16 protein-coding genes and 2 pseudogenes are annotated in these 16,525 nt (G+C 59.5%); 5 read left to right on the top strand and 13 right to left on the bottom strand.

Annotated elements, in window-relative coordinates:
• Positions 1-127: 127 nt before the first annotated feature.
• The 5 genes and pseudogenes from KGA88_RS22930 to folE2 all read right to left on the bottom strand — a co-directional run.
• Positions 128-334 (bottom strand): annotated as a pseudogene (locus KGA88_RS22930) (carbonate dehydratase); the annotation flags it as partial.
• Complete coding sequence (locus tag KGA88_RS22925) at positions 331-1,206, bottom strand: metal ABC transporter substrate-binding protein (RefSeq protein WP_223594458.1); 876 nt, start codon at positions 1,204-1,206, stop codon at positions 331-333. The gene KGA88_RS22925 and the pseudogene KGA88_RS22930, both read right to left, overlap by 4 nt.
• An 11-nt stretch (positions 1,207-1,217) precedes the next feature.
• On the bottom strand, positions 1,218-2,084 hold the full coding sequence (locus KGA88_RS22920; RefSeq protein ID WP_223594456.1) for a metal ABC transporter permease: 867 nt from the start codon (positions 2,082-2,084) through the stop codon (positions 1,218-1,220).
• Positions 2,084-2,752 (bottom strand): metal ABC transporter ATP-binding protein, encoded by a 669-nt coding sequence (locus KGA88_RS22915; protein ID WP_223594454.1) that lies wholly within the window; start codon positions 2,750-2,752, stop codon positions 2,084-2,086. The genes KGA88_RS22920 and KGA88_RS22915 overlap by 1 nt, the downstream gene beginning before the upstream one ends.
• Positions 2,749-3,645: a GTP cyclohydrolase FolE2 gene (folE2, locus tag KGA88_RS22910; RefSeq protein WP_223594452.1), complete on the bottom strand. Its 897-nt coding sequence runs from the start codon at positions 3,643-3,645 to the stop codon at positions 2,749-2,751. The genes KGA88_RS22915 and folE2 overlap by 4 nt, the downstream gene beginning before the upstream one ends.
• Before the next feature lie 86 nt (positions 3,646-3,731).
• Here folE2 and KGA88_RS22905 point away from each other — a divergent pair, with 86 nt between their 5' ends.
• Entirely contained in the window at positions 3,732-4,934 is a 1,203-nt protein-coding gene (locus tag KGA88_RS22905; RefSeq protein ID WP_223594450.1) for an N-acetylmuramoyl-L-alanine amidase, read from the top strand.
• Here KGA88_RS22905 and KGA88_RS22900 read toward each other — a convergent pair.
• Positions 4,931-5,309: pseudogene (locus KGA88_RS22900) on the bottom strand (glutamine synthetase). The gene KGA88_RS22905 and the pseudogene KGA88_RS22900 overlap by 4 nt on opposite strands.
• Positions 5,310-5,450: 141 nt before the next feature.
• Here KGA88_RS22900 and zigA point away from each other — a divergent pair.
• Complete coding sequence (zigA, locus tag KGA88_RS22895; RefSeq protein WP_223594447.1) at positions 5,451-6,656, top strand: zinc metallochaperone GTPase ZigA; 1,206 nt, start codon at positions 5,451-5,453, stop codon at positions 6,654-6,656.
• A gap of 15 nt (positions 6,657-6,671) precedes the next feature.
• On the opposite strand, the gene KGA88_RS22890 is transcribed toward zigA, so the two are convergent.
• Entirely contained in the window at positions 6,672-7,028 is a 357-nt protein-coding gene (locus KGA88_RS22890; RefSeq protein WP_110657691.1) for an NADH:ubiquinone oxidoreductase, read from the bottom strand.
• A 27-nt stretch (positions 7,029-7,055) separates the two neighbouring features.
• Between KGA88_RS22890 and KGA88_RS22885 the strand changes: the two genes are divergently transcribed.
• Complete coding sequence (locus tag KGA88_RS22885) at positions 7,056-8,027, top strand: CobW family GTP-binding protein (RefSeq protein WP_223594446.1); 972 nt, start codon at positions 7,056-7,058, stop codon at positions 8,025-8,027.
• 4 nt (positions 8,028-8,031) lie between these two features.
• Here KGA88_RS22885 and KGA88_RS22880 read toward each other — a convergent pair whose 3' ends face one another.
• Entirely contained in the window at positions 8,032-8,445 is a 414-nt protein-coding gene (locus tag KGA88_RS22880; protein WP_110657687.1) for a DUF3301 domain-containing protein, read from the bottom strand.
• 119 nt (positions 8,446-8,564) lie between these two features.
• Here KGA88_RS22880 and pdxY point away from each other — a divergent pair, with 119 nt between their 5' ends.
• Positions 8,565-9,437 (top strand): pyridoxal kinase PdxY, encoded by an 873-nt coding sequence (gene pdxY / locus KGA88_RS22875; protein WP_223594444.1) that lies wholly within the window; start codon positions 8,565-8,567, stop codon positions 9,435-9,437.
• Between the two features lie 129 nt (positions 9,438-9,566).
• Here the strand turns inward: pdxY and KGA88_RS22870 are convergent, their stop codons facing one another.
• Positions 9,567-10,049: an acyl-CoA thioesterase gene (locus tag KGA88_RS22870; RefSeq protein ID WP_007971685.1), complete on the bottom strand. Its 483-nt coding sequence runs from the start codon at positions 10,047-10,049 to the stop codon at positions 9,567-9,569.
• A 286-nt stretch (positions 10,050-10,335) separates the two neighbouring features.
• Between KGA88_RS22870 and KGA88_RS22865 the strand changes: the two genes are divergently transcribed.
• Positions 10,336-12,099, top strand: coding sequence for a cation:proton antiporter (locus tag KGA88_RS22865; RefSeq protein WP_110657683.1), 1,764 nt, complete (start codon positions 10,336-10,338; stop codon positions 12,097-12,099).
• Positions 12,100-12,122: 23 nt separating this feature from the next.
• Here the strand turns inward: KGA88_RS22865 and KGA88_RS22860 are convergent, their stop codons facing one another.
• The 4 genes from KGA88_RS22860 to uvrD all read right to left on the bottom strand — a co-directional run bounded on the left by KGA88_RS22860 (position 12,123) and on the right by uvrD (position 16,508).
• A complete protein-coding gene (locus KGA88_RS22860) occupies positions 12,123-12,530 on the bottom strand; it encodes an SMI1/KNR4 family protein (protein ID WP_110657681.1) in 408 nt (135 codons plus the stop codon).
• A 138-nt stretch (positions 12,531-12,668) separates the two neighbouring features.
• On the bottom strand, positions 12,669-13,547 hold the full coding sequence (locus KGA88_RS22855) for a Tim44 domain-containing protein (protein ID WP_223594442.1): 879 nt from the start codon (positions 13,545-13,547) through the stop codon (positions 12,669-12,671).
• Positions 13,548-13,726: 179 nt separating this feature from the next.
• Positions 13,727-14,167 carry an EamA family transporter gene (locus KGA88_RS22850; protein WP_007971691.1) on the bottom strand — a complete coding sequence of 147 codons (441 nt, stop codon included), beginning with the start codon at positions 14,165-14,167 and terminating at the stop codon, positions 13,727-13,729.
• A gap of 157 nt (positions 14,168-14,324) precedes the next feature.
• Positions 14,325-16,508, bottom strand: a complete 2,184-nt coding sequence (gene uvrD, locus KGA88_RS22845; RefSeq protein WP_223594440.1) for a DNA helicase II — start codon at positions 16,506-16,508, stop codon at positions 14,325-14,327.
• Between the last annotated feature and the right edge of the window lie 17 nt (positions 16,509-16,525).

The following is a 16,525-nucleotide window of genomic DNA, read 5'->3' as shown; positions in this document are numbered from 1 at the left end:
CATCATTTCCATGCTGATCACCCTGTGTTCTCCTGCTCAAAAATTGAGCAGAAGCAGTTGAACACCTGGGTCAGTTTTCAGTCGGCAGAACAGCCTTTACTGGGTCAGTTTTCGGTCAGCGGCAACACACACCGTCCTGGATGTTCGAGTTGGCACCGATGGTGATCGGCTGCATGTCACCTGAGTCATCGACTTCGTCAGCGCGGATCACCGCGTAGGGCCCGACGAACACGTTCTCGCCAATCACCACTTTGCCGCAGATGATCGCCGTCTTGTCGACATAGGCCGACTCGGCAATCAGCGGTAAATCTCCGGAAGGATTCTTGCGGATCATGGCTGGCTCAACGCGTTGTACAGGGTGTTGAGGTTGTACTCGAACAACCCGGTGAAGGTGCTGGCCGGACCGCTCGCCGCGAGCGCATCGGAGTACAAAGTGCCGCCGATCTGCGCGCCGCTTTCATCGGCGATCTGCTTGAGCAGGCGCGCGTCCTTGATGTTTTCCATGAACACCGCCTTGACCTTGGCCTGGCGAATCTGGGTGATCAGGGCGGCTACTTCCGCGGCTGAAGGTTCGCGCTCGGTGGACAGGCCTTGAGGCGCCATGAACTCGATGCCGTAGGCTTGGCCGAGATAACCGAAGGCGTCATGGGACGTCACTATCTTGCGGTTGCCCGGTGGCAGCGAGCCGAGTTTGGCCTTGGCTTCGGCGAGCAGGGCGTAGACCTGTTTCAGGTACGCCTTGCTGTTGCGCTCGTAGTCGGCGGTGTTCGCCGGGTCAGCGGCGATCAGCGCCTTGGTGATGTTGGCGATGTACAACTCGGTGTTCGCCAGGTTATGCCAGGCATGCGGGTCGGGAACGTTTTCGCCGTCTTCATCCAGGCTACGCGGTATGACACCGTGGCTCGCGCTGATGACCGGCGCACGGGTCTCTGTGCTCGTCACCAGGCGATCGAGCCAGGGCTCGAAACCCAGGCCGTTCTTGATGATGAGCCTGGCTTTGAGCAGTGCCTTGGCGTCGTCCGGTGTCGGCTCGTAGGTGTGGGCATCCGCGTCCGGGCCGACCATGTTGGTGATCTGGACATGATCCTTGCCGACCTGTCGGGTCATGTCGGCCAAGATGCTGAAGCTGGTGACCACCTGAAGTTTTTCGGCGGCAGACAGCGACATCGACACCATCAAGCTGAACAGCACGAGTAAAGCGCGCATCGGGTAACACCTCATTGGGATGTGAGCAAAGGCGGGCGGCGCAGCAAGCCGTGTACCGGCCCGAACACCACGGACAACAAATATCCAGCACCGGCCACCAGCACGATTGCCGGGCCACTGGGCAGCGAGAAGTAGAACGAGATCAATAGACCGAGCCATACCGAGAGGCTGCCGAGCAAGGCGGCAATGACGATCAGCACAGGCAAGCGGCGACTCCAGAAGCGCGCTGCAGCCGCCGGCAACATCATCAGGCCGACTACCATCAACGCGCCGATCGCCTGGAAACCGATGACCAGGTTCAGCACCACCAGCGTCAGGAACACGCCGTGGGCCAGTGGGCCGAGGCGGCTGACGGTTTGCAGAAAGAGCGGGTCGAGGGTGTCGAGCAACAGTGGTTTGTAGATCAATACCATGGCAATCAGGCTCAGGCCCGAGACCCAGAGCATGCCGGTCAAGGTCGGGCCGTCTACTGCCAGCGCCGAGCCAAACAGCAGGTGCAACAGGTCCAGGCGCTTGCCGGCGATGCCGAGAATCAGCACGCCGATGGCCAGGGAAATCGGGTAGATCGCTGCAAGGCTGGCGTCCTCTCGCAGGCCGGTGCGTCGGGTAATCCAGGCCGCGAGGCCGGCCATACTCAGGCCGGCACCGAGGCCGCCGATGGTCAATGCCGGGAGGCTCAATCCGGCAAACCAGAAACCCAAGGCCGCACCCGGGAGGATGCCGTGGGCGACGGCATCGCCAATCAGGCTCATGCGCCGCAGGATCAGAAACACGCCCAGGGGCGCCGTGCTGCACGCCAGGACCAAGCCACCGAGCAACGCCCGCCGCATGAAGACGAATTCGTGGAAGGGTTGCCAGAGATGCACGGCAGCGATCATCAGGCCACCTGCGCTCGTGGTTGTTGGCGGATCAGTTCGAAGCTCGAACCGAGTACGCAACCGCTGCTTTTGATCAGCAACGTGTGGGGGATGTGGTCGCGGACAGCGGCGAGGTCATGGCACACGACCATCAGTGTCCGGCCTTCGTGGTGCCACTCGTGCAGGTGCTTCCAGAGCAACTCTTGACCCCATTCATCGAGGGCCGCGTGGGGTTCATCGAGTAGCAGCAAAGGTGCGTCGGTCAGGCTCAAACGGGCGAGCAGGGCACGTTGCAATTCACCGCCGGAGAGGGCCATCAAGGGCCGATCTTCCAGACCCTTCAGGCACCAGTTTTCGAGGACGGTATTCAGTCGTTGGCTACGGATCTCCGGGGATTGTATGTTGCCCCAGAAACCGGCGGCGACCAATGCCTGAAGGCTGATCGGAAATTGCCTGTCCAAGTGTTGTTGCTGGGGCAGGAACGACACGCCGCCCTTGAATGGAACATTCAGTCGCACTTTTCCGGCCAACGGTTTTTGCAAGCCGGCGATGACTTTCAGCAGGCTGCTTTTGCCAGAACCGTTCGCACCGATGATGGCGGTCAGGCTGCCCCTCGGCAGTTCGAGGTTCAGCGCTGGGGTGAGTGGTTGGCCCGGTGCGCCCCAGCGCAAAGCGTGGCAAGCAATCATGCGACCTCCCAGTTGAATCGGCTTTCGGCTACGGCGTCATGGGCGTGCAGGCTTTCGGCGTGGATCACACGAATGTGGAAGGCATTGATGCCGGTGGAGCGTTTCAGGGCCTGATTCAAACGGCGTGCGGCGTCTTCGCAGAACATCAGGTTCTGACCATTGGCCAGGGCGAAGGCTTGTTCGTCGGCGCGTTTTACTGCTGTTTGAACAGCTGTACCGAGTGCGGCTTCGGCGTCGTTGATGACGGCGATCAGAGGCAACTCGTCCAAAAAATCAGCCAGCCGCACGCGCAACTTTGCGTTGCTGCGTTGACTGTGAGGTGTAGCGACGATGCCGTTCGTGGTCCCAAGCCACGCTAAAACGTCAGCGTGTTGCAGTGACTTGTTGGCGAAATCGTCGACGAATTGCTGCTGAATCAACTGTCGAGAAAGGGCCGCAGAGCATGGACAGGTTGAGGAATAAGGCAGGTCGATTTTTAGTTCCACGTGGAACATTGCGTTTTTCAAGCGCGCTTCGATGCTGACCGGATAGCTTTTCCAACCTGCCAATGGACTGATCAGAGCCGGCCTTTTCAGCAACACATCGGCGTGAATGGTTAAGTGAGCGCTGCTGGATAGCCCCTCATGGCTCTCAAGAAAACGCTGCAAAACCCGTCGCAATAAAGCCGGAGAGAGGCGTTCCTGCTCCAACAACTCAAGCGCCAGATAGAGCCGTGACATATGAATGCCGCGCGCATTGCCATCGTCGAGGCTCACGCCGGCATCGGCCTTTGCATTCAGTCGTTGGCCATCAAACAAAACAGGAAGAGCAATGCCGCACATGCCCACCCACTCCAGTGGCAGGGCTTGGCGTGAGGCCTGCGCGGCGATATCCGGCAGAGTCAGCGCATTCATGAGCAGGTCCATCGTGGGAGTTGAATTGCCATGTTATAGTATAACAATACAATCGACGATGCCTTTTTCATGAACAGGCTTTCATCATGCACAGACGCCACCTGCTCAACTTGATTCTCGCCAGCGCGGCCTTCGCTTTACCCTTCGGCGCGGCGGCTTCGCAAATTCGTAACGCAAGGCTTTGGCACACGGACGGGAAGCTCAGACTGGTGTTCGATCTGAGCGGACCGGTGCAGTACAAGACCTTCTCGTTGAGTGCCCCAGAGCGACTGATCATCGACCTCTGTAGCGCCGGCCTCAGCGGCGACTTCAGTCAGTTGGCCCTGGGCGATGGTGTGATCCGTTCGATTCGCTCCGGGCATTTCGGCAAGGGCGATACGCGGGTCGTCCTCGACCTCCGTGAGCCGGTGCAGCTCGACAGCTTCCTGTTGCCACCCCAGGATGGGCAGGGACATCGGCTGGTGCTCGACCTGAAGGCTACCGCTGCGTTGCCATCAGCGACGCCAGCAGCGCCCGCAGTGATCACAACCAAGGCCCACCCCAAGCGCGACATCATCGTGGTGGTCGATCCCGGCCATGGCGGCAAGGATCCGGGAGCGATCGGGGCCAAAGGCGAGCGAGAAAAAGACGTTGTGCTGTCCATCGCTCAGTTGCTGGCCAGGCGCCTGAAGCGCGAAAAAGGATTCGACGTGAAACTGGTGCGCAATGACGATTTCTTCGTGCCGTTGCGCAAGCGCGTGGACATCGCCCGCAAGCACAATGCCGACATGTTCATCTCGGTACACGCCGATGCGGCGCCGCGTCTCACGGCATCAGGCGCGTCGGTGTACTGCCTGTCTGAAGGCGGCGCAACCTCCGCCACTGCGCGTTTCATGGCGCAACGAGAGAACGGCGCGGACCTGCTGGGTGCGACGAGCCTGCTCAATCTCAAGGACAAGGATCCGATGCTCGCCGGGGTCATCCTCGACATGTCGATGAACGCCACCCTCGCCGCCAGTCTGGAGCTGGGCAGCACCGTACTCGGTAGCCTGGCGGGTATCACCACCTTGCATCAGAAGCGCGTGGAACAGGCAGGCTTCGCGGTGTTGAAGTCGCCGGATGTGCCGTCGATCCTGGTCGAAACCGGCTTCATTTCCAATGCCCGCGACAGTCAGCGGCTGGTGACCGCACGCCATCAGCAAGCGGTGGCGGACGGCCTGTTCGAAGGGTTGCAGCGCTACTTCCAGAAAAATCCGCCGATCAACAGCTACCTCGCCTGGCAGCAGGAGCAGAAAAATACGCAGGCCTAACAGCCAGCGATCCGGCTGCAGGTGAACTTGGCGCTGCTGCCGCCGGAGCTGGAAAACCGGTTGATCGTGGTCCAGCCGATGCGCTGGTTGTAGCCAACCCCAGGCCTCGCCATCGGAAGCGATGCCGGTGAAAAACGTAAATTGACCGTAGCGGCTGTTGGTCTGCACCCAATAGCGTTTTCCGGCTGTCTCGAAACCCCGCAGATAGAGGGTGCTGCCAGCGGTATTGACGCTGTAGGCGTTGCCATCCGCATCCACGCAGGCCAGCAGATTGGCGCTGCGGGTGCACTTGGCCAGGCTCGGGATCTGGGCCATCGCGTCGGCAGCCACCAGCAGGGACAGCATGATCAATGCAGGTTTCAGGGCGTTGCGCATGGGGAATCTCACAAAGGGAGCGACGTTCAGCATCCTGTCCTTTGCCCTGTTGAGCAAGGGGATGGTTAATTTGTATAGTTATACTATAACATTGCCTAAAGCCCGACGCAGCGACCGGGCATCCCTGTGAGGAATATGCAGATGTCCAATCGACTCCCCGTGACCGTTCTCTCCGGCTTTCTTGGTGCCGGGAAAAGTACACTTCTTAATTACATACTACGTAATCGCGATGGTTTACGGGTTGCGGTAATCGTCAACGATATGAGCGAAATCAACGTCGATGGCACCGAAGTTCAGCGTGATGTCAGCCTTAATCGCGCTGAAGAACGGTTGGTTGAGATGAGTAACGGGTGTATTTGCTGTACGTTACGTGAAGATTTGCTCAAGGAAGTGAGTCAACTCGCCAAGGAAGGTCGCTTCGACTACCTGCTGATCGAGTCCACAGGTATTTCCGAACCCCTGCCAGTGGCGGAAACCTTCACCTTTCGCGATGAAAACGGGCAGAGCCTCAACGACATCGCACGCCTGGACACCATGGTCACGGTGGTCGATGGCATGAACTTCCTGCTCGATTACCAGGCTGCCGAAAGCCTGGCCTCCCGGGGAGAAACACTAGGGGAAGAGGACGAGCGTTCGATCACCGACCTGTTGATCGAGCAAGTCGAGTTCGCCGATGTGATTTTGCTCAGCAAGATCGACTTGATCAGCAGCCACCAACGCGAGGAACTGATCGCCATACTTGAACGGCTCAACGCCCGGGCGGAAATCATTCCGATGGTGATGGGCGAAATCCCCTTGGATAAAATTCTCAACACCGGTCGTTTTGACTTTGAAAAGGCTGCTCAGGCACCGGGATGGTTGCAGGAGCTGCGCGGCGAACACGTGCCGGAAACCGACGAGTACGGTATCGCTTCCAGTGCTTACCGGGCACGCCGGCCGTTCCATCCGCAGCGTTTCTTCAACTTCATCGATGGCCCCTGGGACAACGGCAAGCTGCTGCGCTCCAAGGGTTTTTTCTGGCTGGCGAGCAAGCACAGGGACGCTGGCAGTTGGTCCCAGGCCGGCGGTTTGATGCGCTATGGTTTTGCCGGGCGCTGGTGGCGTTACGTACCGAAAAACCAATGGCCGCAGGACCCGGAAAGTACCACCGGGATCATGAAGCACTGGACCGCCGACAGCGGGGACTGTCGCCAGGAGTTGGTATTCATCGGCCAGAACATCGACTTCACGTTACTCACGGCCGAACTGGATGCCTGCCTGCTGACCGATGAAGAAATGGCGTTGGGCGTAGAGGGCTGGCGTTTGCTCCCTGATCCATTCGGCCCTTGGTATGAAGAAGCCGCCTGATCCACTACTGGCGCTTCAAGGCTTGAGCCAGGTGCCCTGGCTCTGGGCCTCGCAGTACGGCTGCAAATACGCCGCGTCGGTGGCAACGCCGTAATAGTGAATATCCTGGCGGTAGGGCATATTGGCGACTTGGGCGTTGCTGCAGATACCAAATGCGCCGACGGGACATTGATCGACATACCGCACATCGACTTTCTGCCCCGCCAGGTTCGGCTGGCAGAAACCATCGGCGAAGAGTTTTGGCGGGATGGTGCGGTTCTGCTGGCAAACCTGGACATCAAGCCGCTCGGCCTGGCTGTGAACCACACAAGCCTGGGCCAGCGCCTCGCCTGAAACGAGTGCCAGGAGCAACGACAAGCCAATCAACCGCATCCATTACCTCCTCAGAAATCATCGACCATGCTGCAGAATATCCCCACTCATGTCATTGCCGGCCCGTTGGGCGCCGGCAAGACCAGCCTGATCAAGCACCTGCTGGCCCAGCGCCCGGCCGGTGAGCGGTGGGCGGTGTTGATCAACGAGTTTGGCCAGATCGGTCTCGATGCTGCGCTACTGACCCGGGACGCTGATGGTATCGCACTGGGGGAAGTGGCCGGGGGCTGCCTGTGTTGCGTCAACGGTGCGCCGTTTCAGATTGGTCTTGGGCGTTTGTTGCGCAAGGCGCGTCCGGATCGGTTATTTATCGAACCCTCGGGGCTGGGCCATCCTGCGCAGCTGCTCAGGCAATTGAGCGAAGCGCCGTGGCAAGGCGTCTTGGCTGTGCAGCCATGCGTGCTGGTGTTGGACGCCCAGTCGCTTGCCGCTGGAAAACCGTTGCCGCAGGCGCAACAGCAAGCGCTGAGCCATGCGGGATTGTTACTGCTGAACAAATCTGAAGGTCTTGAAGAAGAAGGCCGCCAGCGAATCGCCGGGCAATTGCCGCCGCTCCCCCTGTGCTGGACGCAGCAGGCGGCTTTACCCTTGAGCGAGTTGCCGGGGCTGAATGCCAAAGCGCGGGCAGGTGTGGATAACTTCGTTTTGCCCAAGGGATTGGCGCAGCTGCCGGCAGTCTGGAGCGATCCCGCGCTGCCCATTTGCTTGAGTCAGGAACAGGACGGAGGCTGGAGCATCGGATGGCGTTGGCACCCAAGCCAGGTGTTTGATGCTGCTCTGGTTGGCCATTGGCTTGAAAGCCTTGCCTGGAGGCGGGCGAAGCTGGTTATCCACAGCGCCCACGGCTGGGTCTCGGCGAACGCGGTGGATAACTCGGCGCTGGACTGGAAACCCAGTGAATGGCGGCAGGATTCGCGTATCGAGCTGATTTTCAGTGAGGCGCAGGATGCAGAAAGACTGCGAAGTGGGCTGGCAGCGTGCCGATCCGGATCGGGTTAACGGCTCAAGGCCGCCACTTGGTATGATCCTGACGCCACTGGCTCAGCTCGATCACTTCCGCGCGTGGCTTCACCACATCGACCACTGGTTCGGTTTCATCGAACGGGACCGGGTAGGGCGCCAGTTCAATCTGTGCGCTGTGGGCGCCGAACTGAGTGATGGTGCCGTTGTGGCGGGTTTCACCGGTCACGGTGAATTCGAAGTTGTACACGCGGGCCAGGCGTCGGCGACCACTGGCATCTTTGATAAAGGCGATTCTTTTCAAGGCCACGTTGCCATCCAGCAACTCGATCCCGAGCTTGCCGCAATGCTGCTTGACCCGCTCCAGCGCGCGCTCGCGCAAGCCGTGGTTGTGCCATAACCATGCGCCAGCAGTGGCGAACAGCATCAGCACGAATATATTTCCAAGGGTCAGCATCAACAGGGTGCTCCAACAAGATAGTGTCAGCTTAACTGCGTCGCTGGTCTGTCGTACAGGCTGCGTTTAGTCGCATACTGCGCGGCTAGAATTTCAATCGTTTTACGGAAATCCACCGCATGAAACGTACACCGCATTTGCTCGCTATCCAGTCCCACGTGGTATTCGGTCACGCCGGCAACAGTGCCGCGGTTTTCCCGATGCAACGGGTCGGGGTGAATGTCTGGCCGCTCAACACCGTGCAGTTCTCCAATCACACCCAGTACGGCCAGTGGGCCGGTGAAGTGCTGGCGCCGCAGCAGATTCCCGACCTGGTCGAAGGTATCGCGGCGATTGGCGAGCTGGGCAACTGCGATGCGGTGCTCTCCGGTTACCTCGGCAGCGCGGCCCAGGGCCGAGCGATTTTGACGGGTGTGGCGCGGATCAAGTCGATGAATCCCAAGGCGCTGTACCTGTGTGATCCGGTCATGGGACATCCGGAGAAGGGCTGCAGTGTTCCGGCGGAGGTCAGTGATTTCCTGTTGGAAGAGGCCGCCGCCGTGGCGGACTTCATGTGCCCGAACCAGCTGGAACTAGACAGTTTTTCCGGGCGCAAGCCGCAGTCGCTGTTCGATTGCCTGGCAATGGCGCGTGCATTGCTGGTGCGCGGCCCGAAAGCAGTGCTGGTCAAGCATCTGGACTACCCAGGCAAATCGACAGAGGTTTTCGAGATGCTGCTGGTGACGGCCGAAGGCAGCTGGCATTTGCAGCGCCCGTTGCTGGCGTTCCCGCGTCAGCCGGTGGGTGTGGGCGATCTGACGTCGGGGCTGTTCCTGGCGCGCGTTTTGTTAGGCGATAGCCTGGTGGCCGCGTTCGAGTTCACGGCGTCGGCGGTGCATGAAGTGCTGCTGGAAACCCAGGCGTGTGCCAGCTACGAGTTGGAACTGGTTCGGGCTCAGGACCGGATTGCCCATCCGCGGGTGCGGTTCGAAGCGACCCCGATCAGCCTCTGATTGAGCGTTGGACCCATTCGCGAGCAAGCCCGCTCCCACATTTGATCTTTGGTGTTGCACAGATCCAGTGTGGGAGCGGGCTTGCTCGCGAAAGCTATCTAGAGAACACCATCAGCCTGCCTGAATAACTCAGGCGTCGCCCTTGATCTCCTGATAACGCTTTTCCAGTTCCTGACGAATCTGCCGACGCTGTTGAGCCTGGATGAAGCGGCGCTTGCTCTCGCTGTTGTCCGGTTGCAGCGGCGGTACCTGGGCAGGTTTGCGCTGGTCATCCACCGCGACCATGGTGAAGAAGCAACTGTTGGTGTGACGCACCGAGCGTTCGCGGATGTTCTCGGTCACCACTTTGATGCCAACCTCCATGGAGGTGTTGCCGGTGTAGTTCACCGAGGCGAGAAAGGTCACCAGTTCGCCGACATGGATCGGCTCGCGGAAAATGACCTGGTCCACCGACAGGGTCACCACATAGCGACCGGCATAACGGCTCGCGCATGCGTAGGCCACTTCGTCGAGGTATTTGAGCAGGGTGCCGCCGTGAACATTGCCAGAGAAGTTGGCCATGTCAGGGGTCATCAATACCGTCATCGACAGCTGGGCGTTTCCGGGTTCCATAGCATTCTCACGGGTCAAGGCCAGGTTTGAGGGATGCACCTCTGCGGGTGCCTCGGCGGTTTTTTCAAACCAACAGTTATCGGGACGCCGGGTGCAGGGTCGCCGTCACGCCGGATCGATCTGTTTCCATATATTGCACCGCCTTTTTGCCAGAAGTCGCGGTGTTACCCTGCAAAAAGCCCTGCCACAAGGGCCTTTCCTACGCGCAATTCCGATTCTTGTTCTGCTCGATCAGACTTTTCCTACGTCCGCGGATCGAGCCATGTCATCCAGGGAGTCTCACGCCATGCATGCCATCAGTTTCATTCAGGATCTGGCAGTGATCATGTTGATCGCAGGCGTGGTAACCGTGGTATTCCATCGCCTGAAACAACCGGTGGTGCTGGGCTACATCGTCGCCGGTTTCATCATTGGCCCGCACACTCCGCCATTCGGCCTGATCCATGACGAAGAGACCATCAAGACCCTGGCCGAACTCGGGGTGATTTTCCTGATGTTCTGCCTCGGCCTGGAGTTCAGCCTGCGCAAGTTGTTCAAGGTGGGTGCCACGGCATTCATCGCGGCGTTCCTGGAAATCGTGCTGATGATCTGGATCGGCTACGAAATCGGTCGCTGGTTCGACTGGAACACCATGGACTCGCTATTCCTCGGCGCGATCCTGGCGATTTCCTCGACCACCATCATCGTCAAGGCACTCAATGATCTGAAGTTGAAGAACGAGCGATTTGCACAGCTGATATTCGGTGTGCTGATCGTCGAAGATATCCTGGGCATCGGCATTATCGCGTTACTGTCCAGCATCGCCGTCAGCGGTACGGTCAGCTCCGGCGAAGTGTTTTCCACGGTCGGCAAACTGTCGCTGTTCATGATCGTTGCGTTGGTCATTGGCATCCTGATGGTGCCGCGCCTGCTGGCCTACGTCGCCAGGTTCGAAAGCAACGAAATGCTGCTGATTACCGTGCTGGGCCTGTGTTTTGGCTTCTGCCTGCTGGTGGTCAAGCTTGAGTACAGCATGGTCCTGGGGGCGTTCCTGATCGGCGCGATCATGGCTGAGTCCCGGCAACTGCTGAAAATCGAGCGTTTGATTGAGCCGGTTCGTGATCTCTTCAGTGCGATTTTCTTTGTGGCCATCGGGCTGATGCTTGATCCGGCGATCCTGCTTCAGTACGCGTGGCCAATCGCCGTAATCACCGTAGCCGTGGTGCTCGGCAAGATGCTGTCCTGTGGCCTCGGTGCGTTTATCGCCGGCAACGACGGACGCACCTCACTGCGGGTCGGGATGGGGCTTTCACAGATTGGCGAATTTTCTTTCATCATCGCGGCGCTGGGCATGACGTTGCAGGTCACCAGTAATTTTCTCTACCCGGTTGCCGTGGCGGTATCGGTGATTACCACGTTACTGACGCCCTATCTGATTCGCGCAGCGGATCCTCTGTCGATCAAGCTTGGCGAGATCATGCCCGAACGTCTGGGGCGAGTGCTGGGGATGTACGGCGAATGGTTGCGCAGCATTCAGCCACAGGGCGAGGGGGCCTTGCTGGCGTCGATGATCAGAAGAATTTTGCTGCAGGTTGGGGTCAATCTGGCGCTGGTGATCGCGATCTTTTTCTCGGGGGCGTTCTTCGCCGAGCGCATGTCGGCTTACTTGCAAGGCTGGATCAGCGACCCAAGCTGGCAGAAGGCATTGATCTGGGGTGGGGCCCTGTTGTTGTCGCTGCCTTTTTTGATTGCGGCGTACCGCAAGCTCAAGGCACTGTCGATGTTACTGGCGGAGATGGGCGTTAAGCCGGAGATGGCCGGGCGTCACACGCAGCGAGTGCGTAGGGTCATCGCCGAAGTGATCCCGATCCTGTCGTTGCTGGTGATCTTTTTGCTGTTGGCAGCCTTGTCGGCCAGTATTCTGCCGACCAACAAGTTGCTGGTACTGATCGCCGTGGTCGCGGCCGCCGTGGCGGCGCTGTTGTGGCGCTGGTTCATTCGTGTGCACACGCGGATGCAGGTGGCGTTGCTGGAAACCCTCGATAACCACAAGGAGTCGTCCGGGCATTGACCACCCTTGCGGCACTGGCTGGATCAGCTTTCCAGCCAGACGTCCCGTGCCCAGTGCCACACCGATTCCCAGGTTTCTTCGGCGATCAGCTCTTCTTCGGCCTGCCAAAGCACCACGGTGCCGTCTTCTTCGACCAGATAGTAGTCGTCACCGTCCTGGCAAATCGGAATCATGCTGCGATCGACACCGGCGTCCCAGGCGTTGGCGGCAACGTCGGGCAGGTAGGTGTGGGATTGCGGATCGGTCACGGTGACCGGTTCCAGGCTGCCGTAGACCACGTCGCTGACGGTCAGCAGAAACTCTCTGAAGACAAACGGAATGTCGATGAACAGTTGTTCTTCGATTTCCACCAGCTGGTCTTCGTCAGGCAATTCCAAGGGGACCGGTACCGGTTCGTTGGCTTCACGCAATTGTTCGATGATTTCTTCCACGTCCGGGATCCTCTTGCTTGTATGGCGCGGTTTATATGGGGCGGTTTATACAGTAGCTCGCTATAGATGCAACCGCGAAATAGAAAACCCCGGCCTGAGCCGGGGTTTTTATTGCAGCAAGTTAAACGTGGAGGGTAATCAGCCGTTCTGGCGGATACCTGCCACCAGCCAAGGCTGGTTTTCGCCCTGTGCACGTTCCATGTTCCAGCTTTCGCTGAAGACTTCGCCCTGGTCGAAACGCGAGGTTTTCGACATGCCAGTGAAGGTCAGGGTGGCAATGGTCTTGTCGGCGCGATCGTCCACGCCATCCAGTTGTACATTGAGGTTATCAATGTAGGTGGACTGGAAGCCGTCACCCAGGTCGGCACGCTCACGCTTGAGGAACTCCAGCATTTGCGGAGTCACGAACTCGGCGATCTTGTCCATTTCATTGGCGTCCCAGTGCTGTTGCAGGGACTGGAAGTGATTGCGCGCCGCTTCGACGAAGTTTCTTTCGTTGAACCAGGCTGGAGCGTTGATCACTGGACGAGCGGCAACAGGCGCTGCCGAACCACCGAAGATCGAACCGCCGGCAGGCTTTTGTTCGAACGCCTCACGTTGCATCGGCGCGTGGCCGGCTGGAGCGTAGTGCTCCTGCTGCTTGCGACGACGGGCGGCGATAAAGCGGAAGACCAGGAACGCAATGACCGCCATGATCAGGATGTCGAAGATCTGCATGCCCTGGAAGCCGTCACCCATGAACATGGAGGCCAGCAGGCCACCGGCGGCGATACCGGCCAGAGGGCCGAGCCAGCGCGAAGCACCACCGGCCTTGGCGGCGGCGCCAGCGGCACCGGCAGCACCAGCGGTCGCCGCGGCGCCGCCCATGCCTGGAGAAGAAGGAGCCATCTGGCTGGTCTGGTGCGTCGGCGCAGCGCCTGCGCTTTTGCCACCACCGAAGCGCTTGGCGGCATTGACGTCGAGACTCATCGTCAGGCCGATGCACAACGCCATGGCGATGCTAAGAAAACGTTTCATAAAGGGAATTCCCATTTGTGGAAGGCACGCGCGCCATGTTGCACAGCTGAAGTGTTACTGGCTAGCGGCAGAGTGTTTCGGGCTTTTGCCTGACAGGTCGTGTTCAGCTTCAGTCAGTGCAAGAAGGCCTTTTGACTTTTATCTGTCAGATGAGTGGACAGGGTTTGTAGGGCGGTCGCTTAGCGTCGTAGCGCCAGCATGACCACCCCGGCCGTGATCAGGCCGATTCCGCCCCATTGGCGCAGGTCGAGTTTTTCACCCAGCAGGACAACGCCAAGAACAGCCACCAGCACCACGCTGAGTTTGTCCACTGGGGCAACCAGTGACGCCGGACCGACCTTGAGGGCGCGGAAATAGCAGATCCACGATGCACCGGTGGCCAGGCCAGACAACAGCAGGAACAGGTAGCTCTTTGCAGAGATCGATCCCAATGACTGATATTGGCCCGTGGCGTACAAAATCAAGGCCAGGCTGACCAATACCACTATCGTGCGTAGCAGGGTGGCGAAGTCGGAATTGACGTTTTCGATGCCGACTTTCGCGAAAATGGCGGTCATTGCGGCGAATGCCGCCGATAACAGGGCCCAGAATGTCCAGGAAGAAAAGAAACCTGAGCCCATGCTTTTTGCACCTTGTTCAGATCAATGTCTGTAAGTCCACACGCAACCCTGTGGGAGCGGGCTTGCTCGCGAATGGGCGCACCGCGGTCATCCAGTCATACCGCGTTATCGTTTTTCGCGAGCAAGCCCGGTCCCATAAAGGTCCTGTATCGGGTGATCAGATCGCTTCCAGCTTGGCATACCCCAGCATCAGCCACTTGCTGCCTTCGCTGAAGTTCACCTGCACCCGGGCCTGGGCCCCGGCGCCTTCGAAGTTGAGGATCACTCCGTCACCGAAGATCGAGTGGCGCACAGTCTGGCCCAAGCTGAAGCCGGTTTCCGGAATCTCGCTGCCGCTGAACAGGTTGCTGCCGCTCATCGACTGGTTGCCACCGAACGGACGGCTGACGCTGTTGGACAAGCGCACTTCCTGAATCAGGCCTTTCGGAACTTCGCGTACGAAACGCGACACCTTGTTGTAGGTCTCGCTGCCATAAAGGCGTCGGGTTTCAGCATAGGTCATCACCAGGTTCTGCATGGCCCGGGTGATGCCGACGTAGGCCAGGCGACGTTCTTCCTCAAGGCGGCCGGGTTCTTCCAGGCTCATCTTGTGCGGGAACAGGCCTTCTTCCATGCCCACCAGGAACACGTAGGGGAACTCCAGGCCCTTGGCGCTGTGCAGGGTCATCAGCTGGATGCTGTCTTCGTGCTCATCGGCCTGGGTATCGCCGGCCTCCAGCGATGCGTGACCGAGGAACGCTGCCAGTGGCGTCAGTTCTTCGTCTTCTTCGGTGTTTTCGAAGTTGCGCGCGGCGCTGACCAGTTCCTCAAGGTTTTCTACCCGGGCCTGGCCTTTCTCGCCTTTTTCCGCTTCGTGATAGGCGATCAGCCCCGACTGCTCGATGACGGTCTGGGTCATCAGGTGCAGGGGCATTTCCATGCACTTGGCGGCGAGATTCTCGATCAGCTCGATAAACGCGCCAAGGGCACCGGCCGCACGCCCGGTCAGGCCTTTGTTGGCCACCAGTTGGCGCATCGCCTCCCACATCGACACATCGCTGTGGCGTGCATGGTCGCGGATCGCTTCGACGGTTTTCTCGCCAATGCCACGGGCCGGCACGTTGATCACCCGTTCCAGCGCGGCATCGTTACCGCGGCCTTCGAGCAAGCGCAGGTAGGCCATGGCGTTCTTGATTTCGGCGCGTTCGAAGAAGCGCTGGCCGCCATAGATGCGGTACGGAATGCGCTCGCGCAACAAGGCTTCTTCGAGAACGCGCGATTGGGCGTTCGAGCGGTACAGAATCGCGATATCGCTGCGAGACAAGCCGGTTTTCAGCGCACTTTCGATGGTTTCGACAACGTAGCGTGCTTCGTCGTGTTCGTTGAACGCGGCGTATAGGTTGATCGCTTCGCCTTCGCCGCCGTCTGTCCACAGCTCTTTGCCCAGGCGTCCGGTGTTGTTGGCGATCAAGGCGTTGGCGGCCTTCAGGATGCCGGCGGTGGAGCGATAGTTCTGCTCCAGGCGGATGGTTACGGCGTCCGGGAAGTCTTCGGAATACTGGTAGATGTTTTCGATTTTCGCGCCACGCCAGCCGTAGATCGACTGGTCATCGTCGCCTACGACCATCAGGCTGTCACCGCCCTTGGCCAGCAGGCGCAACCAGGCGTACTGCACGGCGTTGGTGTCCTGGAACTCGTCCACCAGAATGTGCCGGAAGCGTTTTTGGTAATGAGCCAGCAGGCCTGGGTGATCGCGCCACAAATCGAGGGCGCGTAGCAGCAATTCGGAGAAGTCGATGACGCCCGCACGCAGGCAGGCAGCCTCGTAGGCTTCATAGATGCCGCGCATGGTCGCCAGGAACAGGTCACCGCTGGCCTGGATGTGTTGCGGGCGCAGACCTTCGTCTTTCTGGCCATTGATGAACCATTGTGCCTGACGGGCCGGCCAACGCTGTTCGTCCAGGCCGAGTTCGCGGATCACTCGCTTGACCAGCCGTTGCTGGTCATCGCTGTCGAGAATCTGGAACGTCTGGCTCAAGCCCGCTTCCTGCCAGTGCGCCCGCAACAAGCGGTGCGCCAGGCCGTGGAAGGTGCCGACCCACATGCCGGCCGGGTTGATACCCATCAACTGCTCGATGCGCTGGCGCATCTCGGCAGCAGCCTTGTTGGTGAAAGTCACCGACAGGATGGAGTGGGGCGAGGCGTTTTCGACCTGGATCAACCAGGCGATACGGTGCACCAGCACTCGGGTTTTACCGGAACCAGCACCGGCCAGGACCAACTGACGACCCACGGGGGCAGCTACGGCCTGGCGTTGGGCATCGTTGAGGGAGTTCAGCAGAAGGGAGAGATCATCGCGCATCGGGGCATTCTAGGGGG

The sequence above is a fragment of the Pseudomonas sp. A-R-19 genome, from assembly GCF_019956575.1.
In the GTDB taxonomy this organism is placed as follows: domain Bacteria; phylum Pseudomonadota; class Gammaproteobacteria; order Pseudomonadales; family Pseudomonadaceae; genus Aquipseudomonas.
This window is presented reverse-complemented; position numbering and strand designations above follow the sequence as displayed.